16 protein-coding genes are annotated in these 16,661 nt (G+C 73.0%); 8 read left to right on the top strand and 8 right to left on the bottom strand.

Annotated features, from left to right (window positions below; genetic code table 11):
* Positions 1 to 18: 18 nt before the first annotated feature.
* The 3 genes from ABZ192_RS33530 to ABZ192_RS33520 all read right to left on the bottom strand — a co-directional run bounded on the left by ABZ192_RS33530 (position 19) and on the right by ABZ192_RS33520 (position 1,650).
* Positions 19 to 780 (bottom strand): PIG-L deacetylase family protein, encoded by a 762-nt coding sequence (locus ABZ192_RS33530; RefSeq protein WP_356928239.1) that lies wholly within the window; start codon positions 778 to 780, stop codon positions 19 to 21.
* A gap of 9 nt (positions 781 to 789) precedes the next feature.
* Complete coding sequence (locus ABZ192_RS33525) at positions 790 to 1,050, bottom strand: ferredoxin (RefSeq protein ID WP_356928238.1); 261 nt, start codon at positions 1,048 to 1,050, stop codon at positions 790 to 792.
* A gap of 87 nt (positions 1,051 to 1,137) precedes the next feature.
* The gene (locus ABZ192_RS33520; protein WP_356928237.1) at positions 1,138 to 1,650 is read right to left on the bottom strand and encodes a hypothetical protein; all 513 of its coding nucleotides are present in this window, start codon (positions 1,648 to 1,650) and stop codon (positions 1,138 to 1,140) included.
* Positions 1,651 to 1,982: 332 nt separating this feature from the next.
* Between ABZ192_RS33520 and ABZ192_RS33515 the strand changes: the two genes are divergently transcribed.
* The gene (locus ABZ192_RS33515) at positions 1,983 to 6,155 is read left to right on the top strand and encodes a hypothetical protein (protein WP_356928236.1); all 4,173 of its coding nucleotides are present in this window, start codon (positions 1,983 to 1,985) and stop codon (positions 6,153 to 6,155) included.
* A gap of 180 nt (positions 6,156 to 6,335) precedes the next feature.
* Here the strand turns inward: ABZ192_RS33515 and ABZ192_RS33510 are convergent, their stop codons facing one another.
* Positions 6,336 to 6,923 (bottom strand): GNAT family N-acetyltransferase, encoded by a 588-nt coding sequence (locus tag ABZ192_RS33510; RefSeq protein WP_356928235.1) that lies wholly within the window; start codon positions 6,921 to 6,923, stop codon positions 6,336 to 6,338.
* A 334-nt stretch (positions 6,924 to 7,257) separates the two neighbouring features.
* On the opposite strand from ABZ192_RS33510, the gene ABZ192_RS33505 reads away from it, so the two are divergent.
* Positions 7,258 to 7,689, top strand: coding sequence for a GNAT family N-acetyltransferase (locus tag ABZ192_RS33505; protein WP_356928234.1), 432 nt, complete (start codon positions 7,258 to 7,260; stop codon positions 7,687 to 7,689).
* Here the strand turns inward: ABZ192_RS33505 and ABZ192_RS33500 are convergent.
* From ABZ192_RS33500 to ABZ192_RS33490, 3 genes are read right to left on the bottom strand one after another with little or no spacing between them, the layout of a single operon-like run.
* Positions 7,686 to 8,210 carry a DinB family protein gene (locus tag ABZ192_RS33500; protein ID WP_356928233.1) on the bottom strand — a complete coding sequence of 175 codons (525 nt, stop codon included), beginning with the start codon at positions 8,208 to 8,210 and terminating at the stop codon, positions 7,686 to 7,688. The two genes, ABZ192_RS33505 and ABZ192_RS33500, sit on opposite strands and share 4 nt — an antisense overlap.
* A 9-nt stretch (positions 8,211 to 8,219) precedes the next feature.
* The gene (locus ABZ192_RS33495; RefSeq protein WP_356928232.1) at positions 8,220 to 8,684 is read right to left on the bottom strand and encodes a hypothetical protein; all 465 of its coding nucleotides are present in this window, start codon (positions 8,682 to 8,684) and stop codon (positions 8,220 to 8,222) included.
* A 34-nt stretch (positions 8,685 to 8,718) separates the two neighbouring features.
* On the bottom strand, positions 8,719 to 9,585 hold the full coding sequence (locus ABZ192_RS33490; RefSeq protein ID WP_356928231.1) for a bifunctional DNA primase/polymerase: 867 nt from the start codon (positions 9,583 to 9,585) through the stop codon (positions 8,719 to 8,721).
* Between the two features lie 327 nt (positions 9,586 to 9,912).
* Between ABZ192_RS33490 and ABZ192_RS33485 the strand changes: the two genes are divergently transcribed.
* From ABZ192_RS33485 to ABZ192_RS33460, 6 genes are all read left to right on the top strand, one after another.
* A complete protein-coding gene (locus ABZ192_RS33485; RefSeq protein ID WP_356928230.1) occupies positions 9,913 to 10,239 on the top strand; it encodes a hypothetical protein in 327 nt (108 codons plus the stop codon).
* A 161-nt stretch (positions 10,240 to 10,400) separates the two neighbouring features.
* Positions 10,401 to 11,324, top strand: a complete 924-nt coding sequence (locus ABZ192_RS33480; RefSeq protein ID WP_356928228.1) for a bifunctional MaoC family dehydratase N-terminal/OB-fold nucleic acid binding domain-containing protein — start codon at positions 10,401 to 10,403, stop codon at positions 11,322 to 11,324.
* On the top strand, positions 11,321 to 11,704 hold the full coding sequence (locus ABZ192_RS33475) for a MaoC family dehydratase (RefSeq protein WP_356928227.1): 384 nt from the start codon (positions 11,321 to 11,323) through the stop codon (positions 11,702 to 11,704). Before ABZ192_RS33480 ends, ABZ192_RS33475 begins: the two co-directional genes overlap by 4 nt.
* The gene (locus ABZ192_RS33470; RefSeq protein WP_356928226.1) at positions 11,701 to 12,873 is read left to right on the top strand and encodes a lipid-transfer protein; all 1,173 of its coding nucleotides are present in this window, start codon (positions 11,701 to 11,703) and stop codon (positions 12,871 to 12,873) included. Before ABZ192_RS33475 ends, ABZ192_RS33470 begins: the two co-directional genes overlap by 4 nt.
* Positions 12,874 to 13,005: 132 nt before the next feature.
* Positions 13,006 to 13,566, top strand: a complete 561-nt coding sequence (locus ABZ192_RS33465; protein WP_356928225.1) for a SigE family RNA polymerase sigma factor — start codon at positions 13,006 to 13,008, stop codon at positions 13,564 to 13,566.
* A 125-nt stretch (positions 13,567 to 13,691) separates the two neighbouring features.
* Positions 13,692 to 15,371 carry a long-chain fatty acid--CoA ligase gene (locus ABZ192_RS33460; RefSeq protein ID WP_356928224.1) on the top strand — a complete coding sequence of 560 codons (1,680 nt, stop codon included), beginning with the start codon at positions 13,692 to 13,694 and terminating at the stop codon, positions 15,369 to 15,371.
* Positions 15,372 to 15,419: 48 nt separating this feature from the next.
* Here the strand turns inward: ABZ192_RS33460 and ABZ192_RS33455 are convergent, their stop codons facing one another.
* Positions 15,420 to 16,652, bottom strand: a complete 1,233-nt coding sequence (locus ABZ192_RS33455; RefSeq protein ID WP_356928223.1) for an MFS transporter — start codon at positions 16,650 to 16,652, stop codon at positions 15,420 to 15,422.
* Between the last annotated feature and the right edge of the window lie 9 nt (positions 16,653 to 16,661).

The following is a 16,661-nucleotide window of genomic DNA, read 5'->3' as shown; positions in this document are numbered from 1 at the left end:
GTGAGCTGATCAATACACCTAGGGCTTGAGCTCGGTCTCCTCCGGCACCTTCGGGGGCAGGTCGTGGCGGATGTACCACTCCGTACCGAGCAGCCGCTCCCGCTCGGGCCCCGGCAGCGCGGCGATCAGGCCCGGGGCTGCTCCCCGTTCCACCTCCGTGCGGTGCGCCAGCACGGCGGCGACTTTCCGCTCCAGCCAGCCGGTGACGTCGACGGTCGCCGTGACCCGGTCGTCCGGGACCGTACGCATCGTCTTGCCGGCGGGGGCCAGGTGGCCGCCCCACGCCCGGACGGCGGAGTGCGGGTGCGTGGACAGGTACAGCGCGCTCGGCTGCCAGGGCTCACCGGCGTCCGGGTAGAGGCGTTCGAATCCGGCGGCGTGGACCGCCGACAGGGTCACGCGGTGGGTGTGCACATGGTCCTCGTGGCCGGTCAGGCCGCCGTAGGCGTCGTGGGTGACGACGATGTCGGGGCGGAAGTCCCGGATCTGGGCGACCAGGGCGCCCACCGCCTCGTCGAGCGGGGCGTCGCACAGGCGCGGGCTGCCCGGGGCCGACCACGGGACGCGGGAGTCGGCGTAACCCAGCATGCGTGGCCGGCCGGCGCCGAGGATGTGGAGCGCATCGGCCAATTCCGCGGCGCGCGGGGTGTCCCTCGCCCAGGTGGCCGTGACGACGGCCGTGCGGGCGCCCGCCGCCGCGTGCCGGGCGAGGGTGCCGCCCGCCACCAGGGACTCGTCGTCGGGGTGGGCGAAGGCCGCGAGCAGGCTCGGTACCGGCACCGGGCCTCGCTACGGGCGGTCCGGTGACGAAGGCGCGTCGGTGGCGGTGGCGGTGGCGGTGGTGGTGACGGTGATGCGGATGGCCTGGCTGGGGCACTTCTCCGCCGCCTCCAGGGTCTCCGAGGCGTCGCCCGCCTCCTCGCGGCCCGGGCGGACGGCACCGAATCCGTCGGCGAACTCGAAGACCGCCGGGGCCCTGTGGACGCACTCGGCGGAGCCGTAGCAGAGGTCGCGGTCGACAAAGACCTTGTGCGCCTTCATTCCCTTCATCCCCCTCGTCCCCCACCGGCCGATACCGGAAGCCGGTGGACCCGAGGTGTTGACTGCCCAGCGCGAGGCCGGCTGAACCGGCCCGCCCTACCGCGCGCCGGCGGCCGCCAGCCAGTGGGCGACCCGGCGGACGGCGGCCTCGTCGAGTCGTTCGGCGAGGGCCTGAACGGTCGCGTCGTCCTCGGGGGAGAGGTCGTAGAGGCCCGCCTTGCTCAGCCCGGACAGGAGGACCTGGTGGCGGCGGCCGGTCATGCGTTCCGTCAGTCCGGTGGGTTGGGGGGCAGAGGTGCCGGACTTCGGGGGTGTGTCGGATGTCCGGGGTGTGTCGGATGTCCGGGGTGTGTCGGATGTCCGGGGTGTGTCGGACGTCAGGCGTGTGTCGAAGCGGTGCCAGTCGCCGTCCTTCGGGCCCCACAGGGCGAAGGTCACCTCGTCCCCCCGTGCGCGCAGGGTCTGTGTCATCTCGCCCAGGGCGTGCAGTACGGGCGAGCGGTGGGGCGACTCCGCGGCTGTCCGCCAGGTCTGCTCGGCCGGCCGGCAGTACATCGCCACCCAGCGCGGGGCGCCCTGCGGGCGCGGGCTCTCGGGACGTGGCTCCACTGTGCTCACCCCTGTACGTCGCGTGCGGCGGCAGGGCGACCATAGCTGACGGGTCGTCAGTTATCCAGGGTTGGAGAGCGCGGGCCGCTGGGGAGGATCACCACGTCGTCCGGTACCGGTCCCTCCCCTCGTGGGGACCGGTACCGAACGGTGGGGGTCAACTCGTCCGGCTCCGCTGGTAGCCGACCGGATTCAGTGCGCTACTGCGTCCGGATCCTGCCAGTTCCGGCCACCGACGAGGAGTCTCCGGTTCCGGGTAGGCGGTATTACCGCAGGTCAGGCATATAGAGTGAGTTTTCCGGTCCGGACGTCCAGGCGCGGAGAGTGAAGGAGTGGAGACCTTGGGTTCCGACTCCGGGGCACGTACCGCCTTCGCGGAGCGCCTCGCACTGCTGTACAAGGAAGCCGGGAACCCTCCACTCAAGCGGGTGTCGGAAGCGGTCGTCCGGCTCCAGCGGGTCGACGAACGCGGGCGTCCCGTCCGGGTCTCCGCGCAGCGCATCAGCGACTGGCGCCGGGCCCGTAACGTACCCGCTCAGTTCACCGCCCTCGCGGCGGTGCTGCACGTGCTGATCCCCGAGGCGCGGCGCGCGCGGCCCACGCCGGTGTCCCCGGGCCTGTACGACCTCGGTCAGTGGCAGCGGCTCTGGGAAGCGGCGGTGGCCGGCCCGGTCGGCGAGCGCGGCTCGGAATCGGCGGAGCAGGAGCGGCCGGAGGCCGAGGCCCCGCCCGTGCCGCCCGGCGGGGTGTGCCCGTACCGGGGGCTGGCCTCGTACCGCAGGGAGGACGCCCGGTGGTTCTTCGGCCGGCAGCGGAGCACGGACGCGCTCGTCGACCAGCTCCGGGCCGTGGCGGGGACGGGCGGCCTGGTCATGCTCGTGGGCGCGTCGGGGGCGGGGAAGTCCTCGCTGCTGAACGCAGGGCTGGTGCCTGCGCTGCGGGACGGGGCGCTGGGCGATGGTGGCGAGCGCGGTGATGGCGGGGACCGGGGCGACCGCAGCCCCGGTGGCGGCGGTTTCGGCAGTGGCATCGGTGACCCCAATGACCCCAGCGGTGCAGATGGTGTCGGCGAGGCCCGTGACGCCACGGAAGTCGTGCAGCTCGTCCCCGGCAGTCATCCTCTGGCAGAGCTGACCCGCTGCATCCCCGAGCTGGCACCCGTCGTCTCGGCCGTGATCGCGGCCGACGCGCCCGATGCCCCCGGCGCGGAGGGCCCCGTCGTCCCCACCACCGTGGGCCCCCGCGTCCCGAGGGCCCCCGACCTCCGCGCCGCCGTCGCCGCCTGGGCGCGGCGCGGTGCGCCGTCCGGTGCGCCGTCCCGTGCACGGCCGGTCGTCATCGTGGACCAGTTCGAGGAGACGTTCACCCTCTGCCCCGACGAGGCGGAGCGCCGTGCGTTCATCGAGGTCCTGCATGCCGCCTGTTCGCCGGCCGGCGACGGCGACCCGGCCCCGGCGGTCGTGGTGCTGGGCATACGTGCCGACTTCTACGAGCAGTGCCTCCGGTATCCCCAACTGGCCGACGCGCTCCAGCACCGGCACATGGTGCTCGGCCCCCTGACCACCGCGGAGCTGCGCGAGGCGGTGACGGGCCCGGCCAAGGCCGTCGGTCTGGAACTGGAACCGGGCCTGGCGGAGCTGATCGTCCGGGAGGTGAGCGCCGACGGCCCGCGCGGGGCGCACGACGCGGGCGTGCTGCCGCTCCTCTCGCACGCCCTGCTCGCCACCTGGCAGCGCAGGAAGGCGGGCCGGCTCACGCTCGCCGGGTACCGTGCGGCCGGCGGCATCCAGGGAGCGGTCGCGGCGACCGCCGAGCGGGCCTGGTCCGGTCTCGACCCGGCGGCGCGCACGGCGGCCCGGCTGCTCCTGCTCCGGCTGGTCCGGCTGGGCGAGGACACCCAGGCCACGCGCAGGCGGGGCACCCGCCGCCAGTTGGCGGAGGAGTCGACCGACCCCGGCAAGACCGAGGAGTCCCTGGAGGCCCTGGTCCGCGCCCGGCTGGTGACGCTCGACGCGGAGACCGTGGAGATCACCCACGAGGCGCTGCTGCACGCCTGGCCGCGGCTGCGCGACTGGATCGACGACGACCGGCAGGGCAATCTGCTGCGCCAGCGCCTGGAGGAGGACGGCCGGGCCTGGGAGGAGTCGGACCGCGACACCTCGCTCCTCTACCGGGGCTCCCGACTGGAACAGGCCCACGGGTGGGCGAAATCCGCCGGGGACACGTTCCTGACCCGGAGCGCGGTGGAGTTCCTGGCCGCCTCGGTCCGGCTGCGCCGGCGCATCATCTGGATCAGCCGGGGCGCGGTGGCGACCCTGGTCGTGCTGGCGGTGCTGGCCGTCGGGGCGGCCGTCGTCGCCTGGCAGCAGCGGGACGAAGCCGTGTTCGAACAGGTGCTCGCCCAGGCCGATCGCGTCCAGTACACCGATCCCTCGCTGTCCGCCCAGCTGGACCTGGTGGCACACCGGCTGCGTCCGGACGACAAGGGCGCGAACAGCCGTCTGATCTCCATCGTGAACGCCCCGCTGTCCACGCCGCTGGTCGGCCACAGCGGCGCGGTCTACCTCACCACGTTCAGCCCGGACGGCCGTACCCTCGCCACCGCCAGCTACGACCGGACCGTACGGCTGTGGAACACGACCGATCCCAAGCGTCCGAAGCCCCTGGGCGAGCCGCTCACCGGTCACACCAGCTGGGTGAGCAGCGCGGTCTTCAGCCCGGACGGCCATACCCTCGCCAGTGCCTCCGACGACGGCACGATCCGGCTGTGGGACGTGACCGACCCCGGCCACCCGAAGCGGCTCGGCAAGCCCATGACCGGCCACGATGGCACGATCTACCTGGTCGCCTTCAGCCCGGACGGACGCACGCTGGCCTCCGTCGGCGACGATCACACCGTACGGCTGTGGGACGTGGCCGATCCACGCCGGCCGCGGGCGCTCGGCAAGCCCCTGACGGGGCACGAGGCCGCCGTGCGGTCGGTGGCGTTCAGCCCGGACGGCCGGACGCTGGCGGCCGGCGGCGACGACGGCACGATCCGGCTGTGGGACGTGGCGGACCCCCGGCGCCCGGAGCCGGTCGGGGAGCCGCTGACCGGCCACACCGCCACGGTGCACTCCGTGGCCTTCAGCCCGGACGGCCGTACGCTCGCCAGCGGCAGCTCGGACAACACCATCCGCCTCTGGGACATGGCCGACCGGCGTCGTCCGGCAGCGATCGGAGCTCCGCTCACCGGCCACACGGGCCCGGTGTGGTCCGTGGCCTTCAGCCCCGACGGCAGCATGCTCGCCGCCGCCAGCGCGGACAGCACGGCGAGTCTGTGGAAGGTCGACGATCCGGCGTACCCGTCGCAGGTCGGCGCGCCCCTGGCGGGCAGCAGCGGCGAGATGTACGCGCTCGGCTTCAGTCCCGACGGGCGCACCCTGGCCACCGGGTCGGGCGACAACAAGGTGCGTCTGTGGGCGCTGCCGACGGCGGACATGATCGGCCGGACCGGAGTGTTCCGGCCGGACGGGCGGGTGCTCGCGACGGCGGCGCTCGACGGGCGGGTCCGGCTGTGGGACGTGCGCAAGCCCGGCAGGCCCGTGCCGATGGGCGAGCCCTTCCGGCCGAAGGGCGGCGTGCGCTCCCTGGAGTTCTCCGCGGACGGCCGCACCCTCGCGCTGGTGACGGGGAACCGGGCCCTGCAGCTGTGGAACGTCGGCGACCCGGACCGTCCCGTCCCCCACGGGCCGCCCGTCCCGCTGCGCATCCGGTTCGCCGACCCGCTGGCCTTCAGCCCGGACGGGCGCCTGCTGGCGACCGCCGACGACGACCGCACCGTCCAGCTGTGGGACATCGGCGACCCGTCCCGACCGCGTCCGCTCGGCGCGCCCCTCACCGGGCACAAGGGGTACGTCAACTCCCTCGTCTTCAGCCCGGACGGCCATACGCTCGCCAGCGGCAGCGCCGACGGCACGATCCGGCTGTGGAACGTGACGGTCCCCGGGCGTGCCGTCCTGCGCGGCGCACCCCTCACGGGGCATCTCGGAGCCGTCAACGTCCTCGCCTACAGCCCCGACGGGCGGACGCTGGCCAGCGGCGGCGACGACAACTCGGTCCGGCTCTGGGACCTGGAGAACCCTGCCAGGGCCTCGCAGCGAAAGAGCCTCACGGGCCACACGGAGGCGGTCGTGTCCCTGACGTTCAGCCGGAGCGGCCACACTCTGGCCAGCGGCGGCAACGACAGCACCGTGCGGCTCTGGAACCTCTCCGACCCCGCCAGGGCCACCGCGATCGGCCAGTCGATGAGCCCCAATGGCAGGAACGGCGGCACCTTCCTGTCGTTCAGCCCGAACAGCCACATGATCGGAGTGTCGAGCGGCACCGACACCATCCGGCTGTGGGACCTGGACGTCGAGGCGGCCGCACGCCGCGTCTGCACGATGACCCGGGGTGTTCTGACACCGGAGACCTGGAGCGAGTACCTGCCCCGGCTGTCCTACGACCCGCCGTGCGAGCCCTGACGGGGCCGGTCGCCCAACAGGCCGTCCCCGCCCGGTAGTTGAGTGATACGAGTCACAACCTTGGCTTTGCTGACGAACAGTCGGTTCCGATGGGCAAGCGCTTGTTACCCTTGGCCATAGCCCGACCGCTGGTGCATCCCCCGTCGCCAGCGGTCGGGCCTTTCCGTGGGTGCGTCGGGCTTATGCGGGCGTGTGAGCCCGTAGGTCGAGCCGCATCAGGACCCGGGGGTGGCCGGCCAGTACCGAGGTGGTGGCGGCCGCGTAGGTGAAGCCGGCGCGCTCGAAGTTCTTGCGGAGGCCGGGGTACGCCATCGTCAGGTCGACCTTGGCGTCGCCGTTGTCCAGGGGGTACGCCTCGATCGCCGGTGCGCCGTGGGCGCGGGCGAACTCGACGGCGCCGGCGATGAGGGCGTGCGAGATGCCCTGCTTGCGGTGACCGGGGCGGACCCGGACGCACCACAGCGACCAGACGGGCAGGTCGTCGACGTGCGGGATCTTGCGGTTGCGGGCGAAGGAGGTGTCCGCGCGCGGGGCGACGGCGGCCCAGCCGACCGGTTCACCGCCGTCGTAGGCGAGCACGCCGGGCGGGGGGTCCTGGTGACACAGCTCGGCGACGTACTCGCCGCGGGCCGGGCCGCGCAACTCGTTGTTGAGCTTGGAGGGGATCCGGTAGCTCAGACACCAGCAGACGTTCGCCCCGGGCGACTTGGGTCCCAGCACGGCACGGACGTCCTCGAAGACCGTGGCCGGCCGAACGTCGATGCTCATGCCTCCACAATGTCACGAACAGCCCGGCTAGGCCCTCGGAGCCGGTGACACTGCCTGGTTGAACGCGTCGTAGAACGGCTGCGCCATCCCGCGATCGCCGAGGCGCCCTGCGCGAACGGCGTGATCGGATCGATCGCCCCCGACCGCCCGCCACCGCCATCGCCACCGGGTTCGGCGGCCAGGGCGGATGAACCACCCTGGAGAACGACGAGCGCGACGAGCAGCACAGCGGCACGAGACAGCAGACGCGATCGCCTGCCCGCTTCAACGAACTGCTTCGCCGCTGATCACAGGGCTGCCGTTAGTGATTCAGGAGTACGGATACGCTTCCGTCATGGACCTGCGTGCCGAGATCATCCGGGAGCCGAGCGAGGAACTCGTCGACGCCTTCGGCCGATTGCTTCCGCAGCTGTCCACGACGGCCCGGGCCCTGGACCGGGCGGCGGTCGACCGGATGGTCCGCTGCGACGCCGTCACCGTGCTCGTGGCCCGGGCCGGTGGCGTGATCGTCGGCACTCTGACGCTGGTGCTGCTGCCCCTGCCGTCCGGGCTGAGGGGCCGCGTCGAGGACGTGGTCGTCGACGACGCGGCGCGCGGGCAGGGCATCGCGGGCCTGCTCATCGAGGAGGCCGTGCGGATCGCCCGCGAGGCCGGGGCCCGTACGGTCGACCTCACCTCCCGGCCGGACCGTGCCGCCGCGAACCGCCTCTACGAGCGGCTCGGGTTCCGGGCCCGCGAGTCCACGGTCTACCGCATCGCGCCTTAGGCGGAAGCCGCCCGCAGCATCCGCAGCTGGCCGATCTCCGTCGCGTTCTTCATCAGTTCCGCGTTCAGCCAGGCCGCCATGTGCGCGACCGTGTACTGGGGGTCGTTCGGCCAGGGGAACGGGGCCGTGGTGTCCAGGTCGGGGTCGGTGAGGGCGTCCAGGACGGTCAGCCATTGCGTGTGCAGTCCGCGCAGCCAGTCGACGGTCGGGGCGCCCTCGCCGGGCCAGGCGATGTCCGTGCGGTCGCGGGGCGGGCGGCCCTGGGTGTGGTCGAGGGCCACGCTCCACCACCAGCCGATGTGCCAGCTCACCCAGGCGACGGTGGGGACGGGCACGGGGTCGGGTTCGGTCTCCGCCCAGTCCGGTACCCAGGTGCCGTCGGCGCCCTTGCGCAGCGTCCAGCAGTGCGGCGCGGGCTCCCAGAGGAAGTCCTCCGGCTCCAGCCGCTCCAGGTGGTACTCGAACAACGACCAGGTCAACTCGTGCTGCCAGCGCAGCAGTTCCGTGCGGGAAACGCTCATCGGAGGAGCCTACGCAAGCGCCCGGGCGTCGCGGGCCAGCCCCGCCCAGTCGAGGTCGCGCAGCCCGGGCTCCGCGTCGCAGCCCGAGGGCAGGCGGGGTGTGGCCTGGAACCAGACGACGGTGAGCCGTGAGCGGTAGGAGACCGGGTCGTGGGCCGGATCGAGAGCCGTGGAGTGGAACGTGCCGACGCAGGCCACGGCGGGCAGGACCTCGACGGGCCCGAGGCCGCCCGCGTACTGGTCGGGGTAGGCGCGCCGCGGCGGGAGCAGGTGGACCGGTGTGCCGGGGCGGGCCCGCTCGGCGGCGCGCAGCAGGCCGCGGATCCGCCGGTCGTTCACCGGCTTGCAGGGATAGCCCTCCAGCAGGTCGCCGTACGTCGATGTGAACCGCAGCTCGGCGAGATCCACCGGGCGGCCGGAGGCCAGGACGAGGCGGGCGAGCGCCAGGGCCGGCGTTTTGACGTGCTGTCGCATGGAGGTCTTTCGGTGCTCATGGGCAGGCCCTGGCTCAGGGCCGGTGCCCCGTCAGCCGCGCTGCCGACGCGATCGTCGCCCGGGCCTCGCGTTCGGTGAGGCCGGTGCCCCGGGCGGCGTCGACCAGGGCGTCCACGAGCGCGGGGCCGATGCCGTCCTCGTAGGCCCGGCAGGCCGCCCAGAACAGCCGGGTGTTGCGCTGGCCCTCGTGCGCGGCGAGGACGAACTGCACCAGGCCCTGGCCGTGTGCGCCGGTCGCCGGGGGTGTGGGGTGGTGGGCGCGGGGCGGCGGGAGGAGCAGGCGCAGGAGGGATCGTGGGCAGGGGGCGGGGGCCAGGTGCGCGGTCCCCGGGGCCGCGGCGTACACGCCCTGGCCGGTGCGGGAGCCGGGGCCGACGAGGTAGCCGCCGGCGCCCCGGATGTCGATGCCGGGGGCGAGGCGGCCCGCCGAGTTGGGGACGACCACGTCGGGCGGGCCGCTCAGCCAGAGGTGACGGCCGCCGGACGGGGTCACGACGACCACGGTCGGCGGGATGGTGAACAGGTGCCGCAGCGCCAGCTCGCGCAGGGCGGCCGAGGCGTCCGTGCCGGTCTTCACGTCCAGGTCGATGCCGATCAGATGGTGCGGGGGCAGGCCGCAGGCGATGCCGTACCCGGTCGCCCAGGGCGCCGCGGCGAACAGTTCGCGGATGCGGGCAGGGTCGCTGGAGGCGTCGTAGACCCCGTGGCCGAGCCGGCCGCACTCGCCGTGGCAGGGGGAGGGGGTGGGGTCGTCGTGGTGCGGGGAGCGCAGGGCCGGGAGCTTGGTGCGGGACAGGGGGATGACGGCCAGTCCGCGTTCGGCGGCTGACAGGGCATGTGCGAGGGCCAGCGTCGTGGCCTGCCGGTCGGTGGTGGCCATGCCCCTAGTTTCGTACGTACGTTCGAAAAAAGAAAGAGGGAACGGGTGTGACGCGCCGGGGTGGAGAGGCGGACGGAAAACACGGGAACGCTTCGGCCCTTGCGGCACCTGGGTTCGATCGCCCCCTTCTGCCCCGTCCGGGACGGAAGTGACGCAAAGGGGTTTATCGACTTGTCCTCACGCTTGCGTGCGAATGGCGGCTTCCGGTGTGGTTCGCCGGGGATTCGGTGGGCAACTCTGGACTCCCGACGTCGCGTACCGCACCGGGGTTGGTCGGCCGGCTCCCCTGGTGGCAGCAGTACTTCTGAAGTCCTGCAGGACAACAACATGGCAGGTATCCGTACCGGCCGCGTCATCGCCGCCGTCTCCGCCCTCCCGCTCGCGGCCGCCCTCTTCGCCGGTGTCGCGACGGCGGACAACGGCGCCTTCGCGGACAACGGATCGATCGCGTCCGCCACGGAGGCCGAGCAGGGCCTCCTCGGCAGCGGCGCCGGCGGCGACAACTTCGGCAACGCGGCCACCACCCAGCAGCAGGCCGTCGGTGAGGGGGCCTCCAACCAGAGCAACACCGGCCAGGTCAACGGCACGGAGCCCGTGATCGTCAACCAGGGCAACGCCAACACCGCCATCAGCTTGTCCCCGCTGTGGTGGTGAGCTGAGCGGGCGGGTGCGCCGGCATCGGCCCGCGTCCTGTGTGGGTGTGCTTCGTGGGGTGACAAGCGCCTGGGCGGCGGTACTTCGGTACCGCCGCCCAGGCGCTTTCGGCGACTGCGGGGCCTTGACGGAACCACTTATCTGACGGACAGTCAGAAACCGTGAACGGTGAGCCGGAGGTCCACGAGGAGTTCGAGGCGCGCCTGAAGGCCTTCGAGGGCCGCCCGGCCGCCGCCACCGGGGTCGGCCGGGACCCCGTCAACGCCCCGATGATCAGGCACTGGTGCGAGGCCATGGGCGACACCAACCCGGCGTACACGGGCCCGGACGCCATCGCACCCCCCACCATGCTCCAGGCGTGGACCATGGCCGGCCTCTCCCGCCGCCCCGAGCGCACGGCGGCCTACGACGAACTCCTGGGCCTGCTCGACGAGTCGGGCCACCACGCGGTCGTCGCCACCGACTGCGAGCAGGAGTACCTCCGCCCCCTGCGCCCCGGGGACGAGATCACCTTCGACTCGGTGATCGAGTCGGTGTCGCAGCGCAAGAGCACGAAACTGGGACCGGGCTACTTCGTCACGACCCGCACGGACGTCAGGGCGGGCGGCGAACTCGCCGGCACCCACCGCTTCCGCATCCTCAAATACGCCCCCGCACGCCGGCCGAAAGCCTCGAACGCCCCGGAGGAACGCCGCCCCCGCCCGGTCGTCAACCGCGACAACGCCGGCTTCTGGGAGGGCGTGGCGCGCCACGAGCTGCTGATCCAGCGCTGCACCGGCTGCGGCACCCTGCGTTTCCCCTGGCTGCCGGGCTGCAACAGCTGCGGCTGCCCGGACTGGGACACCGTCGAGGCGAGTGGCGAGGGCACGGTCTATTCGTACGTCGTCATGCACCACCCGCCCTTCCCGGCCTTCGAGCCTCCCTACGCGGTCGGGCTGATCGAGCTCGCGGAGGGCGTGCGGATCATCAGCAACGTGGTGGGGGTGCCGTACGACGAGGTGCGCGTCGGGATGCCCGTACGGCTCTGCTTCCGGCGGTACGACGACGAGCTGGTGCTGCCCGTCTTCCAGGGGGTGACGCGGTGAACACCGGCGACCGCCTCCCGCCGCTGGAGATCCCGATCACCCGCACCCTGATCGTCGCCGGGGCGATCGCCTCCCGGGACTACCAGGACGTGCACCACGACCCGGAGCTCGCCCGGCAGAAGGGCTCCCCCGACATCTTCATGAACATCCTGACGACCAACGGCCTGGTCGGGCGCTACGTCACCGACCACTTCGGGCCCCGGGCGCAGCTGCGCCGGGTGGCGATCCGGCTCGGCGCGCCCAACCACCCCGGGGACACGATGGTGCTGACGGGCACGGTCGAGGAGGTCGACGGGGACACGGCGACCGTCCGGGTCGTCGGCGCGAACAGCCTCGGCAAGCACGTCACGGGCACGGTGACGGTGAGGGTTCCGGCATGAGCCTGAGAGGGCGGGACGGGCTCGGCGGGCGCGCGGCCATCGCCGGCATCGGAGCCACCGAGTTCTCCAAGGACTCGGGCCGCAGCGAACTGCGCCTGGCCGTCGAGGCGGTGCGGGCGGCCCTCGCGGACGCGGGGCTGACACCCGCCGACGTGGACGGGATGGTCACGTTCACCATGGACACGAGCCCCGAGATCACCGTCGCCCAGGCGGCCGGCATCGGCGAGCTCTCCTTCTTCTCCCGCGTCCACTACGGCGGCGGCGCGGCCTGCGCCACCGTCCAGCAGGCCGCCCTGGCGATCGCCGCGGGCGTGGCGGACGTGGTCGTCTGCTACCGGGCGTTCAACGAGCGCTCGGGCCGCCGCTTCGGCTCCGGGGTGCGGCACCGGGAGCCGTCGGCGGAGGGCGCGGCGCTCGGCTGGGTGCTGCCGTTCGGCCTGCTCACCCCGGCCTCCTGGGTGGCGATGGCGGCCCAGCGGTACCTCTACACCTACGGGCTGACCCCGGAGGCCTTCGGGCACGTGGCCGTGGCCGGCCGCAGGTACGCGGCGACCAACCCGGCCGCCTACTTCCACGGCCGGCCCATCACCCTGGCCGACCACGCCGCGTCCCGCTGGATCGCCGAGCCGCTGCGACTGCTGGACTGCTGCCAGGAGACGGACGGCGGTCAGGCGCTCGTCGTCACCTCCGTGGAGCGGGCCCGGGATCTGCCGCACCCGCCGGCCGTGATCGCGGCGGCGGCCCAGGGCGCCGGACGCGCGCAGGAGCAGATGACCAGCTTCTACCGCGACGACCTGACCGGCCTGCCCGAGACGGCGGTGGTGGCCCGGCAGCTGTGGCGGACCTCGGGGCTCGCCCCGGCCGACATCGACGTGGGGATCCTCTACGACCACTTCACGCCGTTCGTGCTGATGCAGCTGGAGGAGTTCGGCTTCTGCGGCCCCGGCGAGGCGCCGGACTTCGTCGCCGAGGGGCGCCTGCCGCTCAACACGCACGGCGGGCAGCTGGGGGAGGCGTACCTGCACGGGATGAACGGCGTGGCGGAGGCCGTCCGGCAGATCAGGGGGACGGCCGTGAACCGGATACCGGGTGCGCAGCGGGTCCTGGTGACGGCGGGGACGGGCGTGCCCACCTCCGGACTCGTACTGACAGCCGACTCTCAGGGTTGACCCGCAGTACCCCGGGTCCTTCGCTCCACCTAGAGGAGGTGCGGCGAACCCTACCCGTACAACCTGAGGGGGACCCCGCTTCGGGACCTGCGGCCGATCCGCTGATGGTGGCCCCGCTCATAGCGTTGAGCCATGACCACACTCGTCTGCACCAGCGCGTCGAAGGCCGCTGCACCAGCGGCGCAGGCTCCTCCGTACCCGTCGTTCTCGTCGTACGTCAGGGCCCGCCAGCCGGTGCTGCTGCGTACCGCCCGCTCGCTCACCGGCAACCCGAGCGACGCGGAGGACCTGTTGCAGACCGCGCTCACCAAGACGTACGTCGCCTGGGAGCGCATCGAGGACCACCGCGCCCTCGACGGCTATGTGCGCCGGGCCCTGCTGAACACGCGGACGTCGCAGTGGCGCAAGCGCAAGGTCGACGAGTTCGCCTGCGAGGAGCTGCCCGAGCCGGATCCGGTGCCCGGCGGTGACGACCCGGCCGAGCAGCAGGCGTTGCGCGACGCGATGTGGCGGGCGATCATGCGGCTGCCGGCCCGGCAGCGGGCGATGGTCGTCCTCAGGTACTACGAGGACCTCAGTGAGGTCCAGACGGCGGAGGTGCTCGGCGTCTCGGTGGGCACGGTGAAGTCGGCCGTCTCCCGTGCGATCAGCAAGCTCCGGGAGGACGCTGAGCTGGGGCTTGTGCGTAGTTGAGCGGATGTGACGAGCCCCGCTGAGCGGTTTGGTCGCCAGCCGTGAGGTGATCGATCACCCGGTCCTAGTGACATACCACGCGGTATGTGCGCAGAATCAGCGCAACCTTTACCACCGCGCAGGCAATGTCGCCCCGGGAGGACGCCGTGCTGAGCACCATGCAGGACGTACCGCTGCTGATCTCGAGAATCCTGACCCACGGGTCGACGATCCACGGGACATCGCAGGTGACCACCTGGACCGGGGAGGACGAGCCGCACCGCCGCTCCTTCGCCGAGATCGGCACCCGCGCGGCCCAGCTGGCACACGCCCTGCGCGAGGACCTCGGTGTCACCGGCGACGAGCGGGTCGCCACCCTGATGTGGAACAACGCGGAGCATGTGGAGGCCTACTTCGCGATCCCCTCCATGGGCGCGGTCCTCCACACCCTGAACCTCCGGCTCCCGCCCGAGCAGCTGGCCTGGATCGTCAACCACGCGGCCGACCGCGTGATCATCGCCAACGGTTCGCTGCTCCCCCTGCTCGCCCCGCTGCTCCCGCACCTGAAGACGGTCGAGCACGTGGTCGTCTCCGGCCCCGGGGACCGCTCCCTGCTCGCGGACGCGACCGCGCGGGTCCACGAGTACGACGACCTGATCGCCGGGAAGCCCACCTCGTACGACTGGCCGGAGCTGGACGAACGCCAGGCCGCCTCCATGTGCTACACCTCCGGCACCACCGGCGACCCCAAGGGCGTGGTCTACAGCCACCGCTCCATTTATCTGCACTCCATGCAGGTCAACATGGCCCAGTCGATGGGCCTGACCGACGAGGACACCTCGCTGGTCGTGGTGCCGCAGTTCCACGTGAACGCGTGGGGGCTGCCGCACGCGACCTTCATGACCGGCGTGAACATGCTGATGCCGGACCGCTTCCTCCAGCCGGCCCCGCTCGCCGCGATGATCGAGGGCGAGAGGCCGACCCACGCCGCCGCCGTCCCGACCATCTGGCAGGGCCTGCTCGCCGAGCTGACCGCGCACCCCCGCGAGGTCTCCTCCCTCACGCAGGTCACCATCGGCGGCTCGGCCTGCCCGCCGGCCCTCATGGAGGCCTTCGACAAGCTGGGCATGCGGGTCTGCCACGCCTGGGGCATGACGGAGACGTCCCCGCTCGGCACGATCGCCCGTCCCCCGGCCGGTGTGGTGGCAGGCACGGAGGAGGAGTTCGCCTACCGCCTCACCCAGGGCCGCTTCCCGGCCGGTGTCGAGGCCCGGCTGACCGGCCCGGGCGGCGAACGCCTCCCCTGGGACGGCGAGTCGGCCGGCGAGCTGGAGGTACGCGGCCCGTGGATCGCCGGCGCCTACTACAACGGCCAGGGCGCCGATCCGCTCCGCCCCGCCGACAAGTTCAGCGAGGACGGCTGGCTCAAGACGGGCGACGTCGGGACCATCTCCCCCGACGGCTATCTCACCCTCACCGACCGGGCCAAGGACGTCATCAAGTCCGGCGGCGAGTGGATCTCGTCGGTGGAGCTGGAGAACGCCCTCATGTCCCACCCCGAGGTGGCCGAGGCGGCCGTCGTCGCCGTCCCCGACGAGAAGTGGGGTGAGCGCCCCCTGGCCACGGTCGTCCTCAAGGAGGGCGCCACCGCCACCTTCGAGACCCTGCGCGCCTTCCTCGCCGACGAGGGCGGCATCGCCAAGTGGCAGCTCCCGGAGCGCTGGACGGTCATCGAGGCGGTGCCGAAGACGAGCGTGGGCAAGTTCGACAAGAAGGTGCTGCGCAGGCAGTACGCGGAGGGGGAGCTGGAGGTCACCCGGCTCTGAACCCGCGTATGCCCGGGTGGCCTGACCGCCGTCACGGTCGTACGGCGGTCAGCCCCGCTCCTGACCGCCATCCCGCCGTACGGCGGTCAGCCCCCACCCCAGCACCAGCCACAGGCCCGCCACCCCGCACACCCCGCCCCAGCCGACGTGGCTGAAGGCGAACCCGGCGAGGGCCGAGGCGCCGGCGCCGCCCGCGAAACCGGCGACGACATAGGCGGTGTTGGCGGTGGCCGGGGTGGAGGTGGCGGTCAGGGCGAGGGTCTGGTTGGCGACGTGGGACGCCACCAGCGCCGCGTGGATCAGCACCGCCGCGGCGAACAGCGCGCCCAGCGTGTTGCCACCCAGCCAGAACAGCGGCACGGACACGGCGGCGAGCAGATACGCGGACCGCACGACACGCGCCGCCCCGAACCGGTCCACGAGCCCGCCGGCCAGCGGCGCCACCGCACTCGCCGTGAGCCCGAACAGCCCGAAGAGCCCGGCCGTCGCCGTGGACAGCCCGTACTCCGGCCCGGTCAGCAGCAGGGCGAGCGAGGTCCACAGCGCGCTCCACGCCCCGAACATCCCGGCCTGCCGCAGGCAGGCGCGCCACAGGTCGGGCGAGTGGCGCAGCACCGCGGGCAGCGCGGCGAGCCCGGCGAACAGCGGGCCCTCCCGCCGCCGCTGCGACGGCAGGACGAGGGCGGTGGCGAGCCCCAGGACGAGGGTGAGCGCGGCCGCGCCCGCGAACACCCACCGCCACCCGAAGGCCTGCCCGGCCAGTCCGCCCAGCACCCGGGCGGCGACGATCCCGGTGAACAGGCCCGCGATGACGGCCGCGACATGGCGGCCACGCCGCTCGGCCGGGGCGCGTTCGGCGACCAGCGGGACGAGCAGCTGCGGGATCACGGTCGCGGCCGAGGCGACGAACATGGCGACCGCGAGGGCGGTGACCCCCGGAGCCGCCGCACTGGCGGCCAGCGCGGCGGTCGTGACGAGCGTGAGCCCGCCGACCAGCCGGCGCCGGTTCGCGCTGTCGCCGAGCGGGGCGAAGAACAGCAGGCCGACCGCGTAGCCGAGCTGCGCGACCGAGGCGATCCAGGCGACGGCCGAGGGCGCCGATCCGAAGTCGCGGGCCATGAGCGAGAGCAGGGGGGCGGCCAGGTAGATGTTGGCGGCGGTGACCGCGCTGCACACGGCGATCAGAGTGAGGAAGACGCCGGGGCCGGGCGTGCGCGCCTCGCGTGCGGGGGCGGTGCCGACCGGGCGGGACGTGGTCGTGGCGGTGGTCACTGACGGCATGGGAGGAGG

The sequence above is a fragment of the Streptomyces sp. NPDC006235 genome (genome assembly GCF_040613735.1).
Taxonomy (GTDB): Bacteria; Actinomycetota; Actinomycetes; order Streptomycetales; family Streptomycetaceae; genus Streptomyces.
The sequence above is the reverse complement of the archived record's forward strand: the minus strand, read 5'-3'. Positions and strand labels throughout refer to the sequence as shown.